Origin of the sequence: Pseudomonas sp. GM41(2012) (genome assembly GCF_000282315.2) — a bacterium.
GTDB lineage: Bacteria > Pseudomonadota > Gammaproteobacteria > Pseudomonadales > Pseudomonadaceae > Aquipseudomonas.
This window is the reverse complement of record NZ_AKJN02000006.1, coordinates 128,646-143,174: the sequence shown is the minus strand read 5'-3', so window position 1 is coordinate 143,174 and position 14,529 is coordinate 128,646. Positions and strand designations below refer to the sequence as shown.

The window sequence follows — 14,529 nt, the reverse complement described above, 5'->3', positions numbered from 1 at the left end:
ACGCAAAAAAATCGCTGCGCAGGTGATACTTTTTTTGATCTCAACTGGCAAAGAAAGGAACAACCTTTTCACCTCGTCCATAGGGTCATCCATTCATGCTCGTTGCACGGCCCCTGCGTCCGGATCGTCAGCTCAAGCCCGTTATCCGCAGAGTGTTGCTCAGCCTTGCCCTGGCCAGTGCCGCCTGCCCGCTTGCTTTGGCCGCCGAACCGGCGCAACTGGACGCTACGGTGGTCCGTGCTTATAACATCGCCTCCGGCCCGCTCGGCGCAACCCTGTCGAGCTTTGCCGTGGACGCCGACATCGCATTGTCGTTTCAGCCCTCGATCACCGAAGGCCTGACCAGTCCGGGGCTTTGGGGCACTTACTCCACGCAGGAAGCGGTCACGCGCTTACTGGCCGGCAGTGGCCTGGAAATGGTTGCGCGCAACGACGGCAGCTACACGCTAGTGCTTCGCCAGGTGACCCTGCCGGAAACCGCAGTCGATGGCACCGACCGACGTACCGACAGCTTGCCGACCGTGTACCCGGGCGGTCAGGTCGCCAGCGGCGCGCGACTCGGAATACTGGGCAACAGGGATGTGATGGACGCGCCATTCAGCATCAGCACCTACACCTCGGCGCTGATCAAGGATCAACAGGCGGTCACCGTGGGCGATGTGCTGGAGCGTGACTCTTCGGTGCGCTCCACGGGCCAGGCGGGAGGGATTGTCGACTCGTTCTTCATCCGTGGCTTTCCCGTCGGCGAAGGCAATCTCGGTGAGCTGGCGTTCGACGGCGTTTACGGTGTGGCGTCCAACTACCGGGTGTTCACCGAGTACGCCGAACGCATCGAAGTGGTCAAAGGTCCTGGCGCCCTGCTCTATGGCATGTCACCCAACAGCGCTGTCGGCGGCGTGATCAACGTGGTTCCCAAGCGTTCACTGGACGAGGACCTGAGCCGGTTCACCGCCCGTTACGCCCTGAATACGCAACTGGGTGGCCACCTCGACATCAGTCGGCGCTTTGGCGAGGAACGCCGCTTCGGTGTACGGATCAACGGCAGTGTCCAGCAAGGCGACACGGCAATCGACAAGCAATCCCGGGAGGTCGACGTCGGCGCCATCTCCCTGGACTATCAGGGCGATCGTCTGCGGACCACGCTGGATCTGATCAGCCAGAAAGAACAATTCAACGCCGCGTCGCGTCCCTTTCTGATCGCCCCCGGTGTACCGATTCCCTCTGCCGCCAACGGCCGTACCAGTGTCAGCCAGGAATGGGGGTGGGCCGAAACCCGTGACAAGTCGGCGTTGCTCGGTGGTGAGTACGACCTCAATGATGCCCTGACCGTTTTCGCCCACGCTGGCGGCGGCAAATCGGATGTCGCGCGCATGTCCGATCAAACCCCGACCATCATCAACGCTGCCGGCGACACCTCTTCAATCCCCGGCTACTACAAATTCGAAGTCCAGCGTTACACGGTCGACGCCGGTGCCCGCCTGCGCTTCGACACCGGGCCAGTCAGTCACAGCACAGCCCTGCAAGTCACCCGCTATCGCGATGAATTATCCCGGGGGATCATTTCCGGCCCGGCCCTGCTGTCAAACATCTACCACCCTGTGGACCGTCAAAAACCTTCCATCGCCACACCGGATACGCCGAAAATTTCCGAGAGCGAACTGTCAGGCGTCGCCCTCGCCGACACCCTGTCGGTGCTGGACGAACGCTTGCAAGTCACCGTCGGCGTGCGCAAGCAGAACATCAAGTCCGACAACTACAACGCGGCCGGGGCAGTCACCACCTCCTACGACAAAAGCGATACCACACCGATGTTCGGCGTCGTCGCCAAACCCTGGGACCACGTAGCGTTCTATTACAACTACATCGAAGGCTTGAGCAAGGGTGACATTGCGCCGTCCGCCGCCTCGAACGCAGGCGAGATTTTTTCACCCTACGTGTCCCGACAACAGGAAGTCGGGGTCAAGATCGACTACGGCAGCTTCACGTCCACACTGGCACTGTTTCAGATCAAGAAACCCAGTGGCGAGCTGTCGTCCGGGGTGTTCTCGGTACAGGGCGAGCAGCGCAACCGCGGCGTGGAGCTGAACCTGTTTGGTGAAATTGCCCACGGCACGCGCCTGCTCGGTGGCGTGACCCTCCTCGATGGTGAACTGACCAAAACCGGCGTTGCCGCCAACCGTGGCAACAAACCGGTCGGCGTCCCTGACGTTCAGGCCAACCTTTGGGTCGAGTGGGACACCCCGGGAGTCGAAGGCCTGACGTTGACCAGTGGGGCGATTTACACCGCCAGCCAGTACGTGAACCAGGCCAACACCCAGGCACTCGATGCCTGGACCCGCATCGATGTCGGTGTGCGCTATGCCACCCGCATCGCGGAACGACCAACCACATTGCGCGCCGCCGTGCAAAACGTACTCGACCGCGAGTATTGGTCGGGCGTCGCTTCCTACGGTGCGTTCTCCCAAGGTTCACCACGCACCCTGCTGCTGTCGGCCACCATCGATTTCTGAAACCTTCTGTCCGGGGCGGCGACTTGAGCCGTTGTCCGGTCTGACTTCTGCAAAGGCATAAACCATGGTTACCCTTTTTCGACACCGCCTCACTTACGTTGCACTGCTGTTCGCAGGGCTGGTGTGCCTGTCGCTGCTTTCGCTGATGCCGCGCAATGCGCTCGCCGCCGATCCGGATCCCGCGCTCGGCACGGTAACCGATCTGCTCGGGCGCAAGGTCAAGGTCCATCTTCCGGTCAGAAGGGTCATCCTCGGTGAGGGCCGCCAGTTGTACCTGGTCGCCGCACTGGACACGCAAAACCCCATCGAGCGCATCGTCGGCTGGCGCAAGGATTTGATCCAGTCAGACCCGGACACCTACGGCGCCTACCTGCGCAAATTTCCCGATATAGCCAAAATCCCGACCTTCGGCGGATTTGAAGACGGCACCTTCGACATCGAGCAAGCGATTTCCCAGCGACCCGATGTGATCATCCTGAACATCGAGGCTCAACACGCCACCGAAGATGCGCGCTACATCGAGAAACTCGACGCGCTGGGCATTCCGGTGGTTTACGTCGACTTTCGCAATAACCCGATGCAAAACACCGAGCCGACCATGCGCCTGTTCGGCCAGTTGTTTGGCAAGGAGGCTCGTGCCGAGGCTTTCATCGACTTTCGCAACCAACAGATCCATCGCGTCACCGACGTCATCAAGGCCCACCATCCTTCCCGCCCCAGCGTATTCATCGAGCGCATCGGTGGCTACACCGATGATTGCTGCCTGAGTTTCGGCAATGAAAACTTCGGCCTGTTCGTCGACATGGCCGGTGGCAACAACATCGCCAGAAGCATCATCCCCACCACGTTCGGCCAGTTGAACCCCGAGCAAGTCATCGTCGCCAACCCTGCCCATGTCGTCGTCACCAGCGCTAACTGGGAAGCCTTTTCACCCGGTGGCCATTGGGTCGCCGTCGGCCCTGCTGCGGACATGACCCAAGCCAGGCACAAACTGGCGTGGTACACACAACGCCCTGCCTATGCGGGCATCAAGGCTCAGGACGACCAAGCGTTTCACGCCATCTGGCACCAGTTTTACAACAGTCCCTACCAGTTCGTGGCCATCCAGCAATTGGCGAAATGGTTTCATCCGACGCTGTTTGCCGACCTCGACCCCGACTCCTCGTTTCGCGAGCTGCATGAGCGGTTTCTGCCCGTGCCTTACGAACCGGGTTATTTCGTCAGCCTGCGCAAGACAGAGGCTAAACCATGAGCTCACTGAATGAAGCAATGGTCGTTCAGCGCGACACCTACCGCCGAATGGTGCTGCGAAAACGCCTGATCCTTGGCGGGCTCGTGGTGTTACTGATGTGCAGTGTCCTGCTTGATCTGGCCCTCGGACCCGCTAGCTACAGCCTCAGCGAAGTGCTCGGCGCACTGTTTTCGCCAGACACCGCTTCGGCACAAGTACGGGTCGTGATGTGGGAAATCCGTCTGCCGGTCGCGCTGATGGCCGTCGCAGTCGGCGCGGCGTTGTCGTTGGCGGGCGCACAGATGCAGACAATCCTCAACAACCCGCTGGCCAGCCCGTTCACGCTGGGCATTTCCGCCGCCGCCAGTTTCGGCGCCGCGATGGGCCTGGCGTTTGGTGTGGCGTTGTTCCCGTTGGCGGCGCAGTACATGGTGCCGGTGAACGCGTTCATCATGGCCATGCTGTCAGCGCTGCTGATCCACTTCCTGAGCATGCGTCGCGGTGTGACGGCCGAAACGATCGTGCTGCTCGGCATTGCCTTGGTATTCACGTTCAATGCACTGCTGGCATTGGTGCAGTTTTTTGCCACCGAGCAAGCCGTCGCGGCCGTGGTGTTCTGGACGATGGGCAGCCTGACCAAAGCCACCTGGCCCAAACTGGGTGTGATCTGCCTGGTGATCTTCATCACCCTGCCAATCTTTGCCAAACGCGCCTGGGCTCTGACCGCGTTGCGTTTGGGTGATGACAAGGCCGCGAGTTTCGGGATCAACGTGCGCAGCTTGCGTTTTCAGACACTGATCATGGTCAGCCTGCTCGCCTCGTTCCCGGTGGCCTTTGTCGGCACCATCGGTTTTATCGGGCTGGTCGGCCCGCATATCGCGCGGATGCTGATTGGAGAAGATCAACGCTTCTTCCTGCCGGCTTCATTGCTGACTGGCTCGTTGATTCTGTCCGCCAGTTCGGTGGTCAGCAAAACCCTGATCCCCGGCGCCATTTTTCCAATCGGCGTGGTCACGTCACTAATCGGCGTGCCGTTCTTCATATCTCTGATTCTCAGCGGGAAGAAAAACTCATGGTGAAGATCCAGCTTGAGAACCTCGGTGCCCGCTACGGGCAGCGCGAAATCATTTCCGGCGTCACCACTGCCGCCTTCATGGGCGGTCAGGTTGTCGCGGTGGTCGGCCCCAACGCGGCGGGAAAGTCGACGTTGTTCAAGCGTATGGCCGGGCTGATCGACGGGCCGGGCCAGGTCATCCTGCAAGATGCGAAAAAGGGCCATCAGGGCATCAGCTACATGCCTCAGGGTCTGAATGCCAGCGCCCGTCTGACGGTTTACGAATCAGTGCTGCTGGCGCGCAAACAACTGACACCCGGCTGGGTTGTCCACGACGATGAATTGAAATTGGTGGACGAGATTCTCGGCGCACTCGGGATCACCGAATTGTCCTTCCGCAACCTCGGAGAACTCAGCGGCGGTCAGCAGCAGTTAGTGTCGATCGCACAAACCCTGGTGCGCGAACCGGAAGTGCTATTGATGGACGAACCAACCAGCGCACTCGACATGCATCGACAGGTACAGGTGCTGAACTTCATGCGCGCGCTGGCTCGTAAACGCGAGGTGATCGTGTTCATAGCGATTCACGACCTGAATCAGGCCCTGCGCTTTGCCGACCAGGTGTTAGTGATCGCGCAGGGTACAACTCAAGGCAGCGGTCCGTGCCATGAGGTGATTACCGAACGGATGCTTCGCAACGTCTATAAGGTCGAGGCGCGGATCGAGAAATGCAGTCGCGGGCAACACCACATCCTGATCGACGATATCGTTTTATGATGAATCAATCGGATGCTGAGAATGCTGCCCTCTTCGTCGCAAAGCGTAAGTGATCGTGCAGGCACTGAGAACCTCCCGCGCAGATCTTTCAGGCCTTTGGTCGAAACATTCGTGCGGCGCCAGATGAACTGGCGACCGATTTGCCGCCCCTCAGGCTCAGCTAAGTTTCGTTACGTACCTTCTCCCCTGCGCACATTTCGCGCTACTCAGGAGAGGCTACGCGCCTATGAAATCCGCAATAGCCGACTGGCTCAATAAAGTACCCGAAGTGACGCTGTCATTCTGGGTGATCAAGATCTTGTCAACGACCGTGGGTGAAACTGGCGCTGACTTTCTTGCCGTCGATGCCGGCTTCGGCGCGGGCCCGACCAGTATCGGCATGGCGGTTTTACTGGCAATCGCGATGTTCTACCAATTGCGCACCAAAGCCTACACGCCCTGGATTTACTGGTTGACCGTCGTATTGGTGAGCATCGTCGGGACACAAATCACCGACATTTTGACCGACGTACTGGACGTCAGTCTGTACACCAGTACGGCAGTATTTTCCGCTTTGTTGGCGATTAACTTCCTGGTCTGGTACCGGACCGAACACAACGTGTCGATCCGCGAAATTGTCACGCCGCGACGAGAGTTGTTTTATTGGGCCACGGTGCTCTGCACCTTTGCCCTCGGTACCGCCGCCGGTGACCTGGCTACCGAAGCCTTGGGCCTGGGTTTCACCCTCGGTGCCGTCATCTTCGGTGCGCTGATCGCTGCCACCCTGGTGGCCTGGCGCATGGGCTGCAATATGGTGCTGACGTTCTGGATCGCCTACATCCTGACCCGTCCATTCGGCGCCTCCCTCGGCGACTTGCTGACCCAGGCCAAAACCTACGGCGGTCTCGGAATGGGCGCCACCTGGACCAGTGCCATCTTCCTGTGCGTCATTGTCATTCTGGTTGCGGTCGCGCAAATCAGCGTCGGCAATCGCAAAACCGTCACTCAGTAAACGCCCAAAAGTCATTTAAGGAATCTTCATGCGCCAGATTCAAAACATCATTCGCCACGTTGCCATCGTCTCATCCATTTTTTTGCTCAGCGTCGCCGCCGGTTGCTCGAAACCTGCCGACAAGCCCAATGCGGGTACGACCTCAAGCTCGGTGAGCACTCAAACCCAGTCGGGTTCAAAATTGGGGGATCTGTCCGAGTTCCGCAACATAGCCGCCGACGTAGCCGTGCTCGTCGGCAAAAATGATCTGCCCGGTGCGAAAGCCCGAATCAAGGATCTGGAAACCACTTGGGACTCGGCCGAAGCCGGGATCAAACCTCGCGCTGCCAGCGACTGGCATGTCGTGGACAAGGCGATCGACCGCGCACTCGATGCCTTGCGCGCCAGTAACCCGCAACAGAACGACTGCAAGGCTATGATGGATGAGCTGTTGAAGGCCTTCGATTCGATGAAGGGCACATCCTGATCCCGAAGGTGATCCCACAACGGACAAACATTTGTACAGATGCTTCAATACAGGCGCGACGGTCATGACGGTCGCGCTTTTTTCTGGAGCGGCAAATGCGGATATTGCTGGTTGAAGACGACCCGATGATTGGCGAAGCGACCCAGGGCGCCCTGAACGATGCGAGTTATGCCACTGACTGGGTGAAAAACGGTCTCACCGCTCTTGCAACGCTGGACACCCAACACTATGACCTGGTGCTACTGGATCTTGGGTTGCCCGGGAAGGATGGCCTGGATGTACTCGACAGCATTCGCGCGCGCAACAACCCGGTGCCACTGCTGATCATCACCGCACGGGACGACCTGGGTGATCGCTTGCGCGGCCTTGACGGTGGCGCTGACGACTACCTGCTCAAACCGTTCGATATGGCGGAGCTGCTGGCCCGTATACGAGCCGTGCTTCGCCGTAAAGGTGGCGCTGCCCTGTCCGTGCTGGACAATGGCGTAGTGTCGCTGGACTTGATCGCCAAACAAGCCACCACCTTAGAAAATCGCGACATCCAATTGTCCAGTCGTGAGTTCGCCCTGCTGCAGGCATTGATGATTCGACCAGGCGCAATTCTCTCGCGCAGTGAACTCGAAGACCGCATCTATGGTTGGGGCAATGAAGTGGAAAGCAACGCGGTGGAGTTTTTGATTCATGCCCTGCGGCGCAAGCTAGGAAGCCATGTCATCAAGAACGTGAGGGGGATGGGATGGATGGTTTCAAAAAGCGTTTGAGGGACTCGGTACAACTACGCCTGTCCGTGACGCTATCGCTGGCCATCCTGATCGTTGCGGTGCTGGCCGGGATTTTTGCGTTTGCCTCTGCGTTCGACGAGGCCCACGAAATGCAGGACGATACCTTGCGCCAGGTGGCCGTCTTGTTTGATCGGCAGCAGATGTCCCTACACTATCCCGCGTCCCAGGAAGTCGATGGCGACAATGAAGAATCCAGGGTCATCGTGCAATACCTGGCCGATGGCAGTAAAGCCATCGGCAACGATGACACCCTGATACCACTGCCCTTCCCCACCACACTGGCCGATGGCCTCTCGACCTTAAATGTCACGGGCGAAGACTTTCGTGTGCTGGTCAGAACCACAGCCCGCGGTGAACGCATCGTCGTCGCTCAAGAAACCGGCGTCCGCGACAAAGAAGCCCGCGAGAGCGCCTGGCGAAGTTTGCTGCCGTTTCTCATTCTGTTTCCGGTGCTATTGCTGGTGGTGGGCGACCTGGTGCGCAAACTGTTCCGTCCGATTGCCGCCCTTTCGGCTGACATCGATCGACGCGATGAACAGGCACTGCACCCTATCGACGAGCGCCATTTGCCGACCGAGATTCGGCCTTTCGTCGTGGCTATCAATCGCTTGCTCGCGCGTGTTGCGCAGTCCATGGAAAACCAGCGTCGCTTCGTCGCCGACGCTGCCCACGAACTGCGTTCGCCCATGACAGCCCTTTCCCTGCAAGCTGAGCGACTGGCCGCCACCGAGATGCCGGGGCCGGCCCGTGAGCGCCTGTTGCCGTTGTCCCGGGGAATAGAGCGCGGTAGAAAACTGATTGATCAACTGTTGACCCTGGCGACCGCGCAAGCAAGCTCTGACCGACCACAGACGGCCGTTTCAGTCCATGAAGTCTATCGCCGCGTATTGGAAGATTTATTACCGCTGGCAGAACGTAAACACATCGATATTGGCGTTGAAAGTATCGAGGACGTGCATGTCACCATCAACGAAATGGACCTGTTAATCCTGGTCAAGAATCTGGTGGACAATGCGATCCGTTACACGCCCCATGGTGGACGGATCGACCTTTCAGTCGAGCTGGCGCAAGAGACTGCAATCCTGCAGGTCAAGGACTCAGGCCCAGGCATCTCGGCAGAGGAACAATCGCGAGTGTTCGATCCGTTTTATCGATGTCTGGGAACTGATGAAGCGGGCTCTGGGCTGGGCTTGTCGATCGTCAAAGCGATAGCCGATCGTACGGGAGTTCACGTTCGATTGAGTTACTCGGACGAGATGAAAAAAAGCGGACTATGTGTCTCGGTATGGTTGAAATCAGGCAAGCACTGACACGCCGCTCGAGCCAGATTTCAAGTCGCATACTCACGATATTTACCAAAATAATTACGACTTCTTTTTGACGTTTTTTTACCAAACTGCCTCGTAGAGTGGCTTATCCGGTCCTACAGGTAGTTGTCAATGAAGCCTCCTAATCCTTCCTCGCTGGACGAACAAATCCTCACTCAAGCCGCCCATTGGTGTATGCGCTTGCATGATGACACCTGTACGACCGAAGAACGTCTGGACTTTCAGAGGTGGGTTCAGAACGATCCTCGCCACGCGTTCGAGTACGCAAAAATGCTTGAGATCTGGGACCTCAGCGACGAACTACCGAACAATCAAAGCACATCGAAAAAACTGCTGACCGACCTTTCGACTCCGCGTAACGGCGCCCGCAGAATGTAGCTTGAAGGCTTCAGTAGTTTCGGCATGCTTGCTGTTCTGTTTCACCGCGCCCCCTCTTCCGGGGTTGGCCCGCTGAAGGCAATCCTGCGATTACGCAACCGAGTTGCCGGACTCGCCGAGTCTGGATTATGTGCTGGCGTCGCGATCAAAACTGTCGCGTCCAACATAAAGCCAGGGAAGGAAGTGATTTAGGGACCGGCTGCATTGGGCCCGCCGGCGGCCGGTCACGCTAATTTGATGGCGCCGCCCTGGATGTCGTCGCGCGCCAATCGCAAGTCATTGGCGTCCTGATTGAGCCGGTGAATTAGATTGAGCAGCCGCTGGCGCAACAACTCGTCCTTGATCTGCTCAGTTGCGCGCATTACATCAAGCGCCGCCATCTCGTTGTTGGTGGCGACTGAGTCGAGCAACTTGCGCATGCTTCGTGATGGCCGATTCATCTCTTACACCTTTATTCCATTGCCGCGAATTGTATTGCCCGAATATTACGTCCGTGTTTCAGTTCCTCAAATTCGGTTGAATTCACGGACTCACAAAAATGGCCGTAGAGCGTGAGAGACTTGGCCAGGCTTGCCAGCACAGCCTTTCGATGGAAGGGTTAGACCTCAGGGGGCACACAGCGCTCTCAGCCTTAGGGGCAAGCCAGAGGCCAACCGACGCGCGCTGCACGGAGTAGGCTGGCCTTAACAACCAAGCGGTGAAATGGGGCAATAACGAAGATGTAGGCCCGGCCTAGACGGTTGTGGCACTGGACCACAGTTGAAAAAACGAGTTGGCGACTGCCTTCTGGTTCTGCCTCTGCAGAACATAGAACCGATATCCGGAAGTCGAGGTGCTTGTCGTCCTCCCCCAACACGATTTCAGTCTGGTTCGTACTGTAGACCTTGAAGGCTCCAATCCGATTAGCAAGTGATGCCAAGTGTTTGGCTGTCTTGAGACCAAAACAGGCAACGATAATGTCTCGGACTTTCAAGAGCCATCCGATCCAGGATGGCTGGTGGGAAAGGATGAATCGAGCTAGCAAATCTGGATTGGTAGATGTGCCCGCAGGGAGCCGAATCGCAAAAGCGTCCGCTAGGTTCATCGACTTGTAAAGGTGGGTGATGCCGGACCTCGTGGGGACTGGCACGGACATAATGAGCTCAAATTCTCGGGGCATCGGGGATCTCTCCTGAGTTCTAACTACTAATTAGACGACCTGCCATGTCGCGAGGCGCCAACTTCTCCTTGTCGGATACTGAGCCCGATCAAGGCATCATAGAGCTCTTTCTGGCCAGCTGGCAGAACAGGGAGCAACGTCGCACGGCGCTTGTCGACATCGAACCAGGATTCAACCAACCATCCCACCAGATAGAGCGCCGAAAGGCATCCGCCAGCGGTTGCAACGTTCCCCTGGCATACAAGAGGCTGGTCCACGGGCTCAAGTCCCAGAGCTTGCAAGCTCGATCGTGCATCCGGGTGTGTAGTTGCTTGGCCGCTGAGCAGCCCAAGCCGTTCGAGAATGAAAGCTCCGGCGCATATGGAGCCGATTCGCTGGCGTCTGGAGTCAAGTTCAAACGACGGCAGGAAATCTGGGGCGGCAAGTGCAGCAGGTATCCCTTCCTTGCCGCTGACGAACAATACCGCGTCGGCACTATTGGCCTCGGAAAGCGGACCGTGCACCGAAACAGGCAGGCCGTGCGCTGATCGCACGATAGAGCTGGAACCCACTATTCGGACGTGCCAGTCCTCAGTGTTGCGGCCTAAAATGTCCCACATCAGGAATAGGTCGATATCAGTGAATTGGTCGAAAGCAACCAGAACGATTTTCTTCAAGGCGAGCTCCATGAAAAGTGCTGGCGTGCAAAACGCAACGGCCATCTTTGCTGGTGTTCGCAGCGTATCAATCGGTTGCGCACCATACACAGTCTGTATGGCGCTAAATATGGAGCGAAATAACTGGTGAGAAAACTAACTCGTAACCATTGGATCGCTGCTGGTTTTGAGGCCCTCGACCAAATAGGACATATTGGCGTTTCGGCCGAGAGTCTATCGCGCCGATTGAATGTGACCCGCGGATCGTTCTATCACCATTTCCGCAATCGCGAAGACTTTGTCCGCACCTTGCTGGCCGCTTGGGAAGAAGACTACACGGAGCGCATGCTCGCTTATGCGGCGCAGGGTCGTAGCGCGGGCGAAACCTTGAAACGCTACTTGAGTATTGCCGCGGAGAAACAACCTGGGCGGGAAGTTTCCATCCGGGCCTGGTCGCTGCACGATCCGTTGGTAGGCGAGTTTCAGCAGCGTGTTGACACAAGACGACTGGACTTCGCGATACGGACATGCCGCCGCTTGGTCCCTATGCCAGGCCAAGCAGAAGTGATTGGTCAGGTGGCCCATCTGTGCCTGATTGGTGGTCAACAGGCAGGGCTTCGGCGTGATGCCGCTCGCTTCAACAGTTTCCTGCATCGAGCCTTTTCACTTTTCGAAGGGGCTCTTCCACCGTGGCGGGCCTAAGTCGTGAGCTAAATTGGGTAACTGAATAAATAGACGTCGCGTTGTCCATGCCACTGGCCTACGGCACTAACTTGAGTACGGCCTTCACCACACGCATACCCTGCACAAGGCGTATTCCCCGTACGCCTACTCTCTTTTCAACGCTTCGTGTAAATATCACGCACAAAAAAACGCCACTCATTGAGTGGCGTTTTTTGTGAATCCTGGAGCGGGAAACGAGACTCGCATCTGGTGACCGACCCATTGAAATCTAAAAGTTTTTTAATATCCCCTCAGTGGGAATGGCTCATTTTTGGACTTGCTCGGAGGGCATGTCAAGAACGAGAAGAACATAAGTCCGAGTCGCGCTACCGAGTGCTTTCTACAGCCACGCGCAGAGGCCGCTATCAGGCCGTGGGTATCATTTTCCACAGGATTGCCGCGATGGTCGCAAGCGCGTCGATCAGATGTGTTCTCTCGTTTATCGTGGCGATTCAAAAACGACATCGCCCGATCGAACACCACTCCAAATATCGAACGCCGCAAAAGCGGTCTCGCTGTCGATGGGCTCTTGATGACCATGGTATAGGAGCTCCCCGCACCTAACTGACAGTCAGTAACTGAAATCATGCCCCAACTCTTTCTGCATCCATTCCAGGAATCGTCTGACCCTGGGAAAGTTTGAGTGGGCCCTTGGGAAAACCAAATGGTGTGCAGTAATTGAAGCGCTCAGCTCCGGGGCTACCTCTACCAAAGCACCGCGCGCGAGATAATCCTGCGCCAGCAATGTGCTTTCCAAAGCAAAGCCAAGCCCGTGGCTGGCGGCCTCCAATGTCATGTAAGACCGGTCGAAGCTCAGCGAATAGGGTTTTTCTGGACGTGACAAGCCATGTTGTGCAAACAACTGTGGCCATTTGATCAGCGTGGCCTCCGAAAGGATCAGATTGCTGTCCAGCAGATCCGCGACCATTCGGATCGGGTGCTTTTCCAACAGTTTCGGGGACGCCATCACCGCAATTTTTTCATCACGTATCGTTCGCACCTCGAAGCTCGGCCAATTGGGCATCCCATGGCGGATGTCGACATCGATCTTGTCTCGACTGAAGTGCAGCGATTCGTAGGAACACGAGAGGTTGAGCTGAATATCGGGATGGCTCTGGCGAAACTGCTCCAGACGCGGCATCAGCCACAACAGGCCAAAACTGGGCGAGGAGTGCAATCGCAGACAATCAAGGCTGACATCACTGGCGGCGCGCTCGGTCGCCACGGCGAGACTGTGCAGGATGCCGGAAACCTCAGTGAGGTATTGCTCGCCGATCGGGGTCAGCGTCACGCCTCTGGCCGTTCTGAAAAATAACTGTCGACCGATCATCGCCTCCAGTTTGGCCAACTGGTGGCTGACCGCCGAGGGTGTCAGGTCGAGCAGTTCCGCTGCACGCGCTACATTGCCAAAGCGGGCGGTCTGTTCAAAGGCCTGAATGGCTTTCAGGGGTGGCAGTATCGCAGGTGCATCGCCGGGTGAACGCATGATTATTGTTATTCCGCTGCAAGTGGCATAGGCCGGGCGTTCACCTATTCAACCATCCGATCATTTCATTGGCGAGTGCTGAATTTTTTTCAGCATCCAGTGAAGTTCACGTTATTGCTCAAGGCGGGGCTGGGGAACAAGCTGAGCCATCGATTCAATTCGGGTCGACCCAATAACAACAATCAGAGGTACCCTCCCATGCTTCTTCAAGGCAAGGTCGCGATCATCACCGGTGCAGCTTCAGCACGTGGCATTGGCCGGGCAACAGCGATCACTTTCGCACAACAAGGCGCCCGCGTCGTGATACTCGATCTGGATGAATCCGCCGCTCGCGATGCCGCTGCTTCCCTCGGCGAAGGTCATCTCGGTCTTGCGGCCAACGTCGCTGACGAATCGCAAGTTCAGCAAGCAGTCGCCAAAATCATCGAGCATTTCGGCCGCATCGATATTCTCGTCAACAACGCCGGCATCACCCAACCACTCAAAACCCTGGACATCCGCCCTGCCGATTACGACAAGGTGCTGGACGTCAGTCTGCGCGGCACCCTGCTCATGTCGCAGGCAGTGATTCCAACCATGCGTCAACAGTCCTCCGGCAGCATCGTGTGCATGTCGTCCGTTTCCGCTCAACGGGGCGGTGGCATTTTCGGTGGCCCTCATTACAGTGCCGCCAAAGCGGGCGTGCTGGGTCTGGCCAAAGCCATGGCGCGCGAACTCGGGCCGGACAAGGTACGCGTCAACTCGATTGCTCCCGGGTTGATTCACACCGACATCACCGGCGGCCTGATGCAGGACGAGCGCCGGCACGCGATCATCGACGGCATCCCCCTGGGACGTTTGGGTGAAGCTCAGGATGTGGCCAATGCGGCGCTGTTTCTGGCCAGCGACCTGTCCTCTTATCTGACCGGCATCACCCTGGATGTGAACGGCGGCATGCTGATTCACTGATGACACCTGGCGGGCCTCGCGGCCCGTGCGGATCTGGATCGACGACGCAGCCGGGCCTCAT

Annotated in this window: 15 protein-coding genes; 11 read left to right on the top strand and 4 right to left on the bottom strand. The window is 57.6% G+C overall.

The window, feature by feature from the left end; all coding sequences use genetic code 11:
* The first annotated feature begins 95 nt into the window (after positions 1-95).
* The 9 genes from PMI27_RS24925 (at position 96) to PMI27_RS24965 (ending at position 9,517) form a co-directional block, all read left to right on the top strand.
* Positions 96-2,510 carry a TonB-dependent receptor gene (locus tag PMI27_RS24925; RefSeq protein ID WP_008154168.1) on the top strand — a complete coding sequence of 805 codons (2,415 nt, stop codon included), beginning with the start codon at positions 96-98 and terminating at the stop codon, positions 2,508-2,510.
* Between the two features lie 64 nt (positions 2,511-2,574).
* Positions 2,575-3,762, top strand: coding sequence for an ABC transporter substrate-binding protein (locus PMI27_RS24930; protein WP_008154170.1), 1,188 nt, complete (start codon positions 2,575-2,577; stop codon positions 3,760-3,762).
* Complete coding sequence (locus tag PMI27_RS24935; protein WP_008154172.1) at positions 3,759-4,820, top strand: FecCD family ABC transporter permease; 1,062 nt, start codon at positions 3,759-3,761, stop codon at positions 4,818-4,820. The genes PMI27_RS24930 and PMI27_RS24935 overlap by 4 nt, the downstream gene beginning before the upstream one ends.
* On the top strand, positions 4,814-5,572 hold the full coding sequence (locus tag PMI27_RS24940) for an ABC transporter ATP-binding protein (RefSeq protein WP_008154174.1): 759 nt from the start codon (positions 4,814-4,816) through the stop codon (positions 5,570-5,572). The genes PMI27_RS24935 and PMI27_RS24940 overlap by 7 nt, the downstream gene beginning before the upstream one ends.
* Positions 5,573-5,798: 226 nt before the next feature.
* Positions 5,799-6,563: a COG4705 family protein gene (locus PMI27_RS24945; protein ID WP_008154177.1), complete on the top strand. Its 765-nt coding sequence runs from the start codon at positions 5,799-5,801 to the stop codon at positions 6,561-6,563.
* 28 nt (positions 6,564-6,591) lie between these two features.
* Positions 6,592-7,029 (top strand): hypothetical protein, encoded by a 438-nt coding sequence (locus tag PMI27_RS24950; RefSeq protein ID WP_008154179.1) that lies wholly within the window; start codon positions 6,592-6,594, stop codon positions 7,027-7,029.
* A gap of 95 nt (positions 7,030-7,124) precedes the next feature.
* Entirely contained in the window at positions 7,125-7,790 is a 666-nt protein-coding gene (locus PMI27_RS24955) for a response regulator transcription factor (RefSeq protein ID WP_008154181.1), read from the top strand.
* Positions 7,766-9,121: an ATP-binding protein gene (locus PMI27_RS24960; protein ID WP_008154183.1), complete on the top strand. Its 1,356-nt coding sequence runs from the start codon at positions 7,766-7,768 to the stop codon at positions 9,119-9,121. The genes PMI27_RS24955 and PMI27_RS24960 overlap by 25 nt, the downstream gene beginning before the upstream one ends.
* 129 nt (positions 9,122-9,250) lie before the next feature.
* Entirely contained in the window at positions 9,251-9,517 is a 267-nt protein-coding gene (locus tag PMI27_RS24965) for a FecR/PupR family sigma factor regulator (RefSeq protein ID WP_008154185.1), read from the top strand.
* A gap of 224 nt (positions 9,518-9,741) precedes the next feature.
* Here PMI27_RS24965 and PMI27_RS24970 read toward each other — a convergent pair whose 3' ends face one another.
* The 3 genes from PMI27_RS24970 to PMI27_RS24980 form a co-directional block, all read right to left on the bottom strand.
* On the bottom strand, positions 9,742-9,957 hold the full coding sequence (locus PMI27_RS24970; RefSeq protein WP_008154187.1) for a hypothetical protein: 216 nt from the start codon (positions 9,955-9,957) through the stop codon (positions 9,742-9,744).
* 191 nt (positions 9,958-10,148) lie between these two features.
* Positions 10,149-10,676: a DUF2867 domain-containing protein gene (locus tag PMI27_RS24975; protein WP_008154190.1), complete on the bottom strand. Its 528-nt coding sequence runs from the start codon at positions 10,674-10,676 to the stop codon at positions 10,149-10,151.
* A 26-nt stretch (positions 10,677-10,702) separates the two neighbouring features.
* Positions 10,703-11,332 (bottom strand): DJ-1/PfpI family protein, encoded by a 630-nt coding sequence (locus PMI27_RS24980; RefSeq protein WP_008154191.1) that lies wholly within the window; start codon positions 11,330-11,332, stop codon positions 10,703-10,705.
* Between the two features lie 126 nt (positions 11,333-11,458).
* Between PMI27_RS24980 and PMI27_RS30200 the strand changes: the two genes are divergently transcribed.
* Positions 11,459-12,013, top strand: a complete 555-nt coding sequence (locus PMI27_RS30200; RefSeq protein WP_081757389.1) for a TetR/AcrR family transcriptional regulator — start codon at positions 11,459-11,461, stop codon at positions 12,011-12,013.
* 592 nt (positions 12,014-12,605) lie between these two features.
* Here the strand turns inward: PMI27_RS30200 and PMI27_RS24990 are convergent.
* Positions 12,606-13,520 carry a LysR substrate-binding domain-containing protein gene (locus tag PMI27_RS24990; protein WP_008154195.1) on the bottom strand — a complete coding sequence of 305 codons (915 nt, stop codon included), beginning with the start codon at positions 13,518-13,520 and terminating at the stop codon, positions 12,606-12,608.
* Positions 13,521-13,718: 198 nt separating this feature from the next.
* Here PMI27_RS24990 and PMI27_RS24995 point away from each other — a divergent pair, with 198 nt between their 5' ends.
* A complete protein-coding gene (locus tag PMI27_RS24995) occupies positions 13,719-14,468 on the top strand; it encodes an SDR family NAD(P)-dependent oxidoreductase (protein ID WP_008154197.1) in 750 nt (249 codons plus the stop codon).
* The last annotated feature ends 61 nt before the right edge of the window (positions 14,469-14,529 follow it).

What these genes read in the sequence shown, in the direction of transcription:
- PMI27_RS24925 (WP_008154168.1), top strand. Translation starts at nt 96, where the DNA reads ATGCTCGTTGCACGGCCCCTGCGTCCGGATCGTCAGCTCAAGCCCGTT.
- PMI27_RS24930 (WP_008154170.1), top strand. Translation starts at nt 2,575, where the DNA reads ATGGTTACCCTTTTTCGACACCGCCTCACTTACGTTGCACTGCTGTTC.
- PMI27_RS24935 (WP_008154172.1), top strand. Translation starts at nt 3,759, where the DNA reads ATGAGCTCACTGAATGAAGCAATGGTCGTTCAGCGCGACACCTACCGC.
- PMI27_RS24940 (WP_008154174.1), top strand. Translation starts at nt 4,814, where the DNA reads ATGGTGAAGATCCAGCTTGAGAACCTCGGTGCCCGCTACGGGCAGCGC.
- PMI27_RS24945 (WP_008154177.1), top strand. Translation starts at nt 5,799, where the DNA reads ATGAAATCCGCAATAGCCGACTGGCTCAATAAAGTACCCGAAGTGACG.
- PMI27_RS24950 (WP_008154179.1), top strand. Translation starts at nt 6,592, where the DNA reads ATGCGCCAGATTCAAAACATCATTCGCCACGTTGCCATCGTCTCATCC.
- PMI27_RS24955 (WP_008154181.1), top strand. Translation starts at nt 7,125, where the DNA reads ATGCGGATATTGCTGGTTGAAGACGACCCGATGATTGGCGAAGCGACC.
- PMI27_RS24960 (WP_008154183.1), top strand. Translation starts at nt 7,766, where the DNA reads ATGGATGGTTTCAAAAAGCGTTTGAGGGACTCGGTACAACTACGCCTG.
- PMI27_RS24965 (WP_008154185.1), top strand. Translation starts at nt 9,251, where the DNA reads ATGAAGCCTCCTAATCCTTCCTCGCTGGACGAACAAATCCTCACTCAA.
- PMI27_RS24970 (WP_008154187.1), bottom strand. Translation starts at nt 9,957, where the DNA reads ATGAATCGGCCATCACGAAGCATGCGCAAGTTGCTCGACTCAGTCGCC.
- PMI27_RS24975 (WP_008154190.1), bottom strand. Translation starts at nt 10,676, where the DNA reads ATGCCCCGAGAATTTGAGCTCATTATGTCCGTGCCAGTCCCCACGAGG.
- PMI27_RS24990 (WP_008154195.1), bottom strand. Translation starts at nt 13,520, where the DNA reads ATGCGTTCACCCGGCGATGCACCTGCGATACTGCCACCCCTGAAAGCC.
- PMI27_RS24995 (WP_008154197.1), top strand. Translation starts at nt 13,719, where the DNA reads ATGCTTCTTCAAGGCAAGGTCGCGATCATCACCGGTGCAGCTTCAGCA.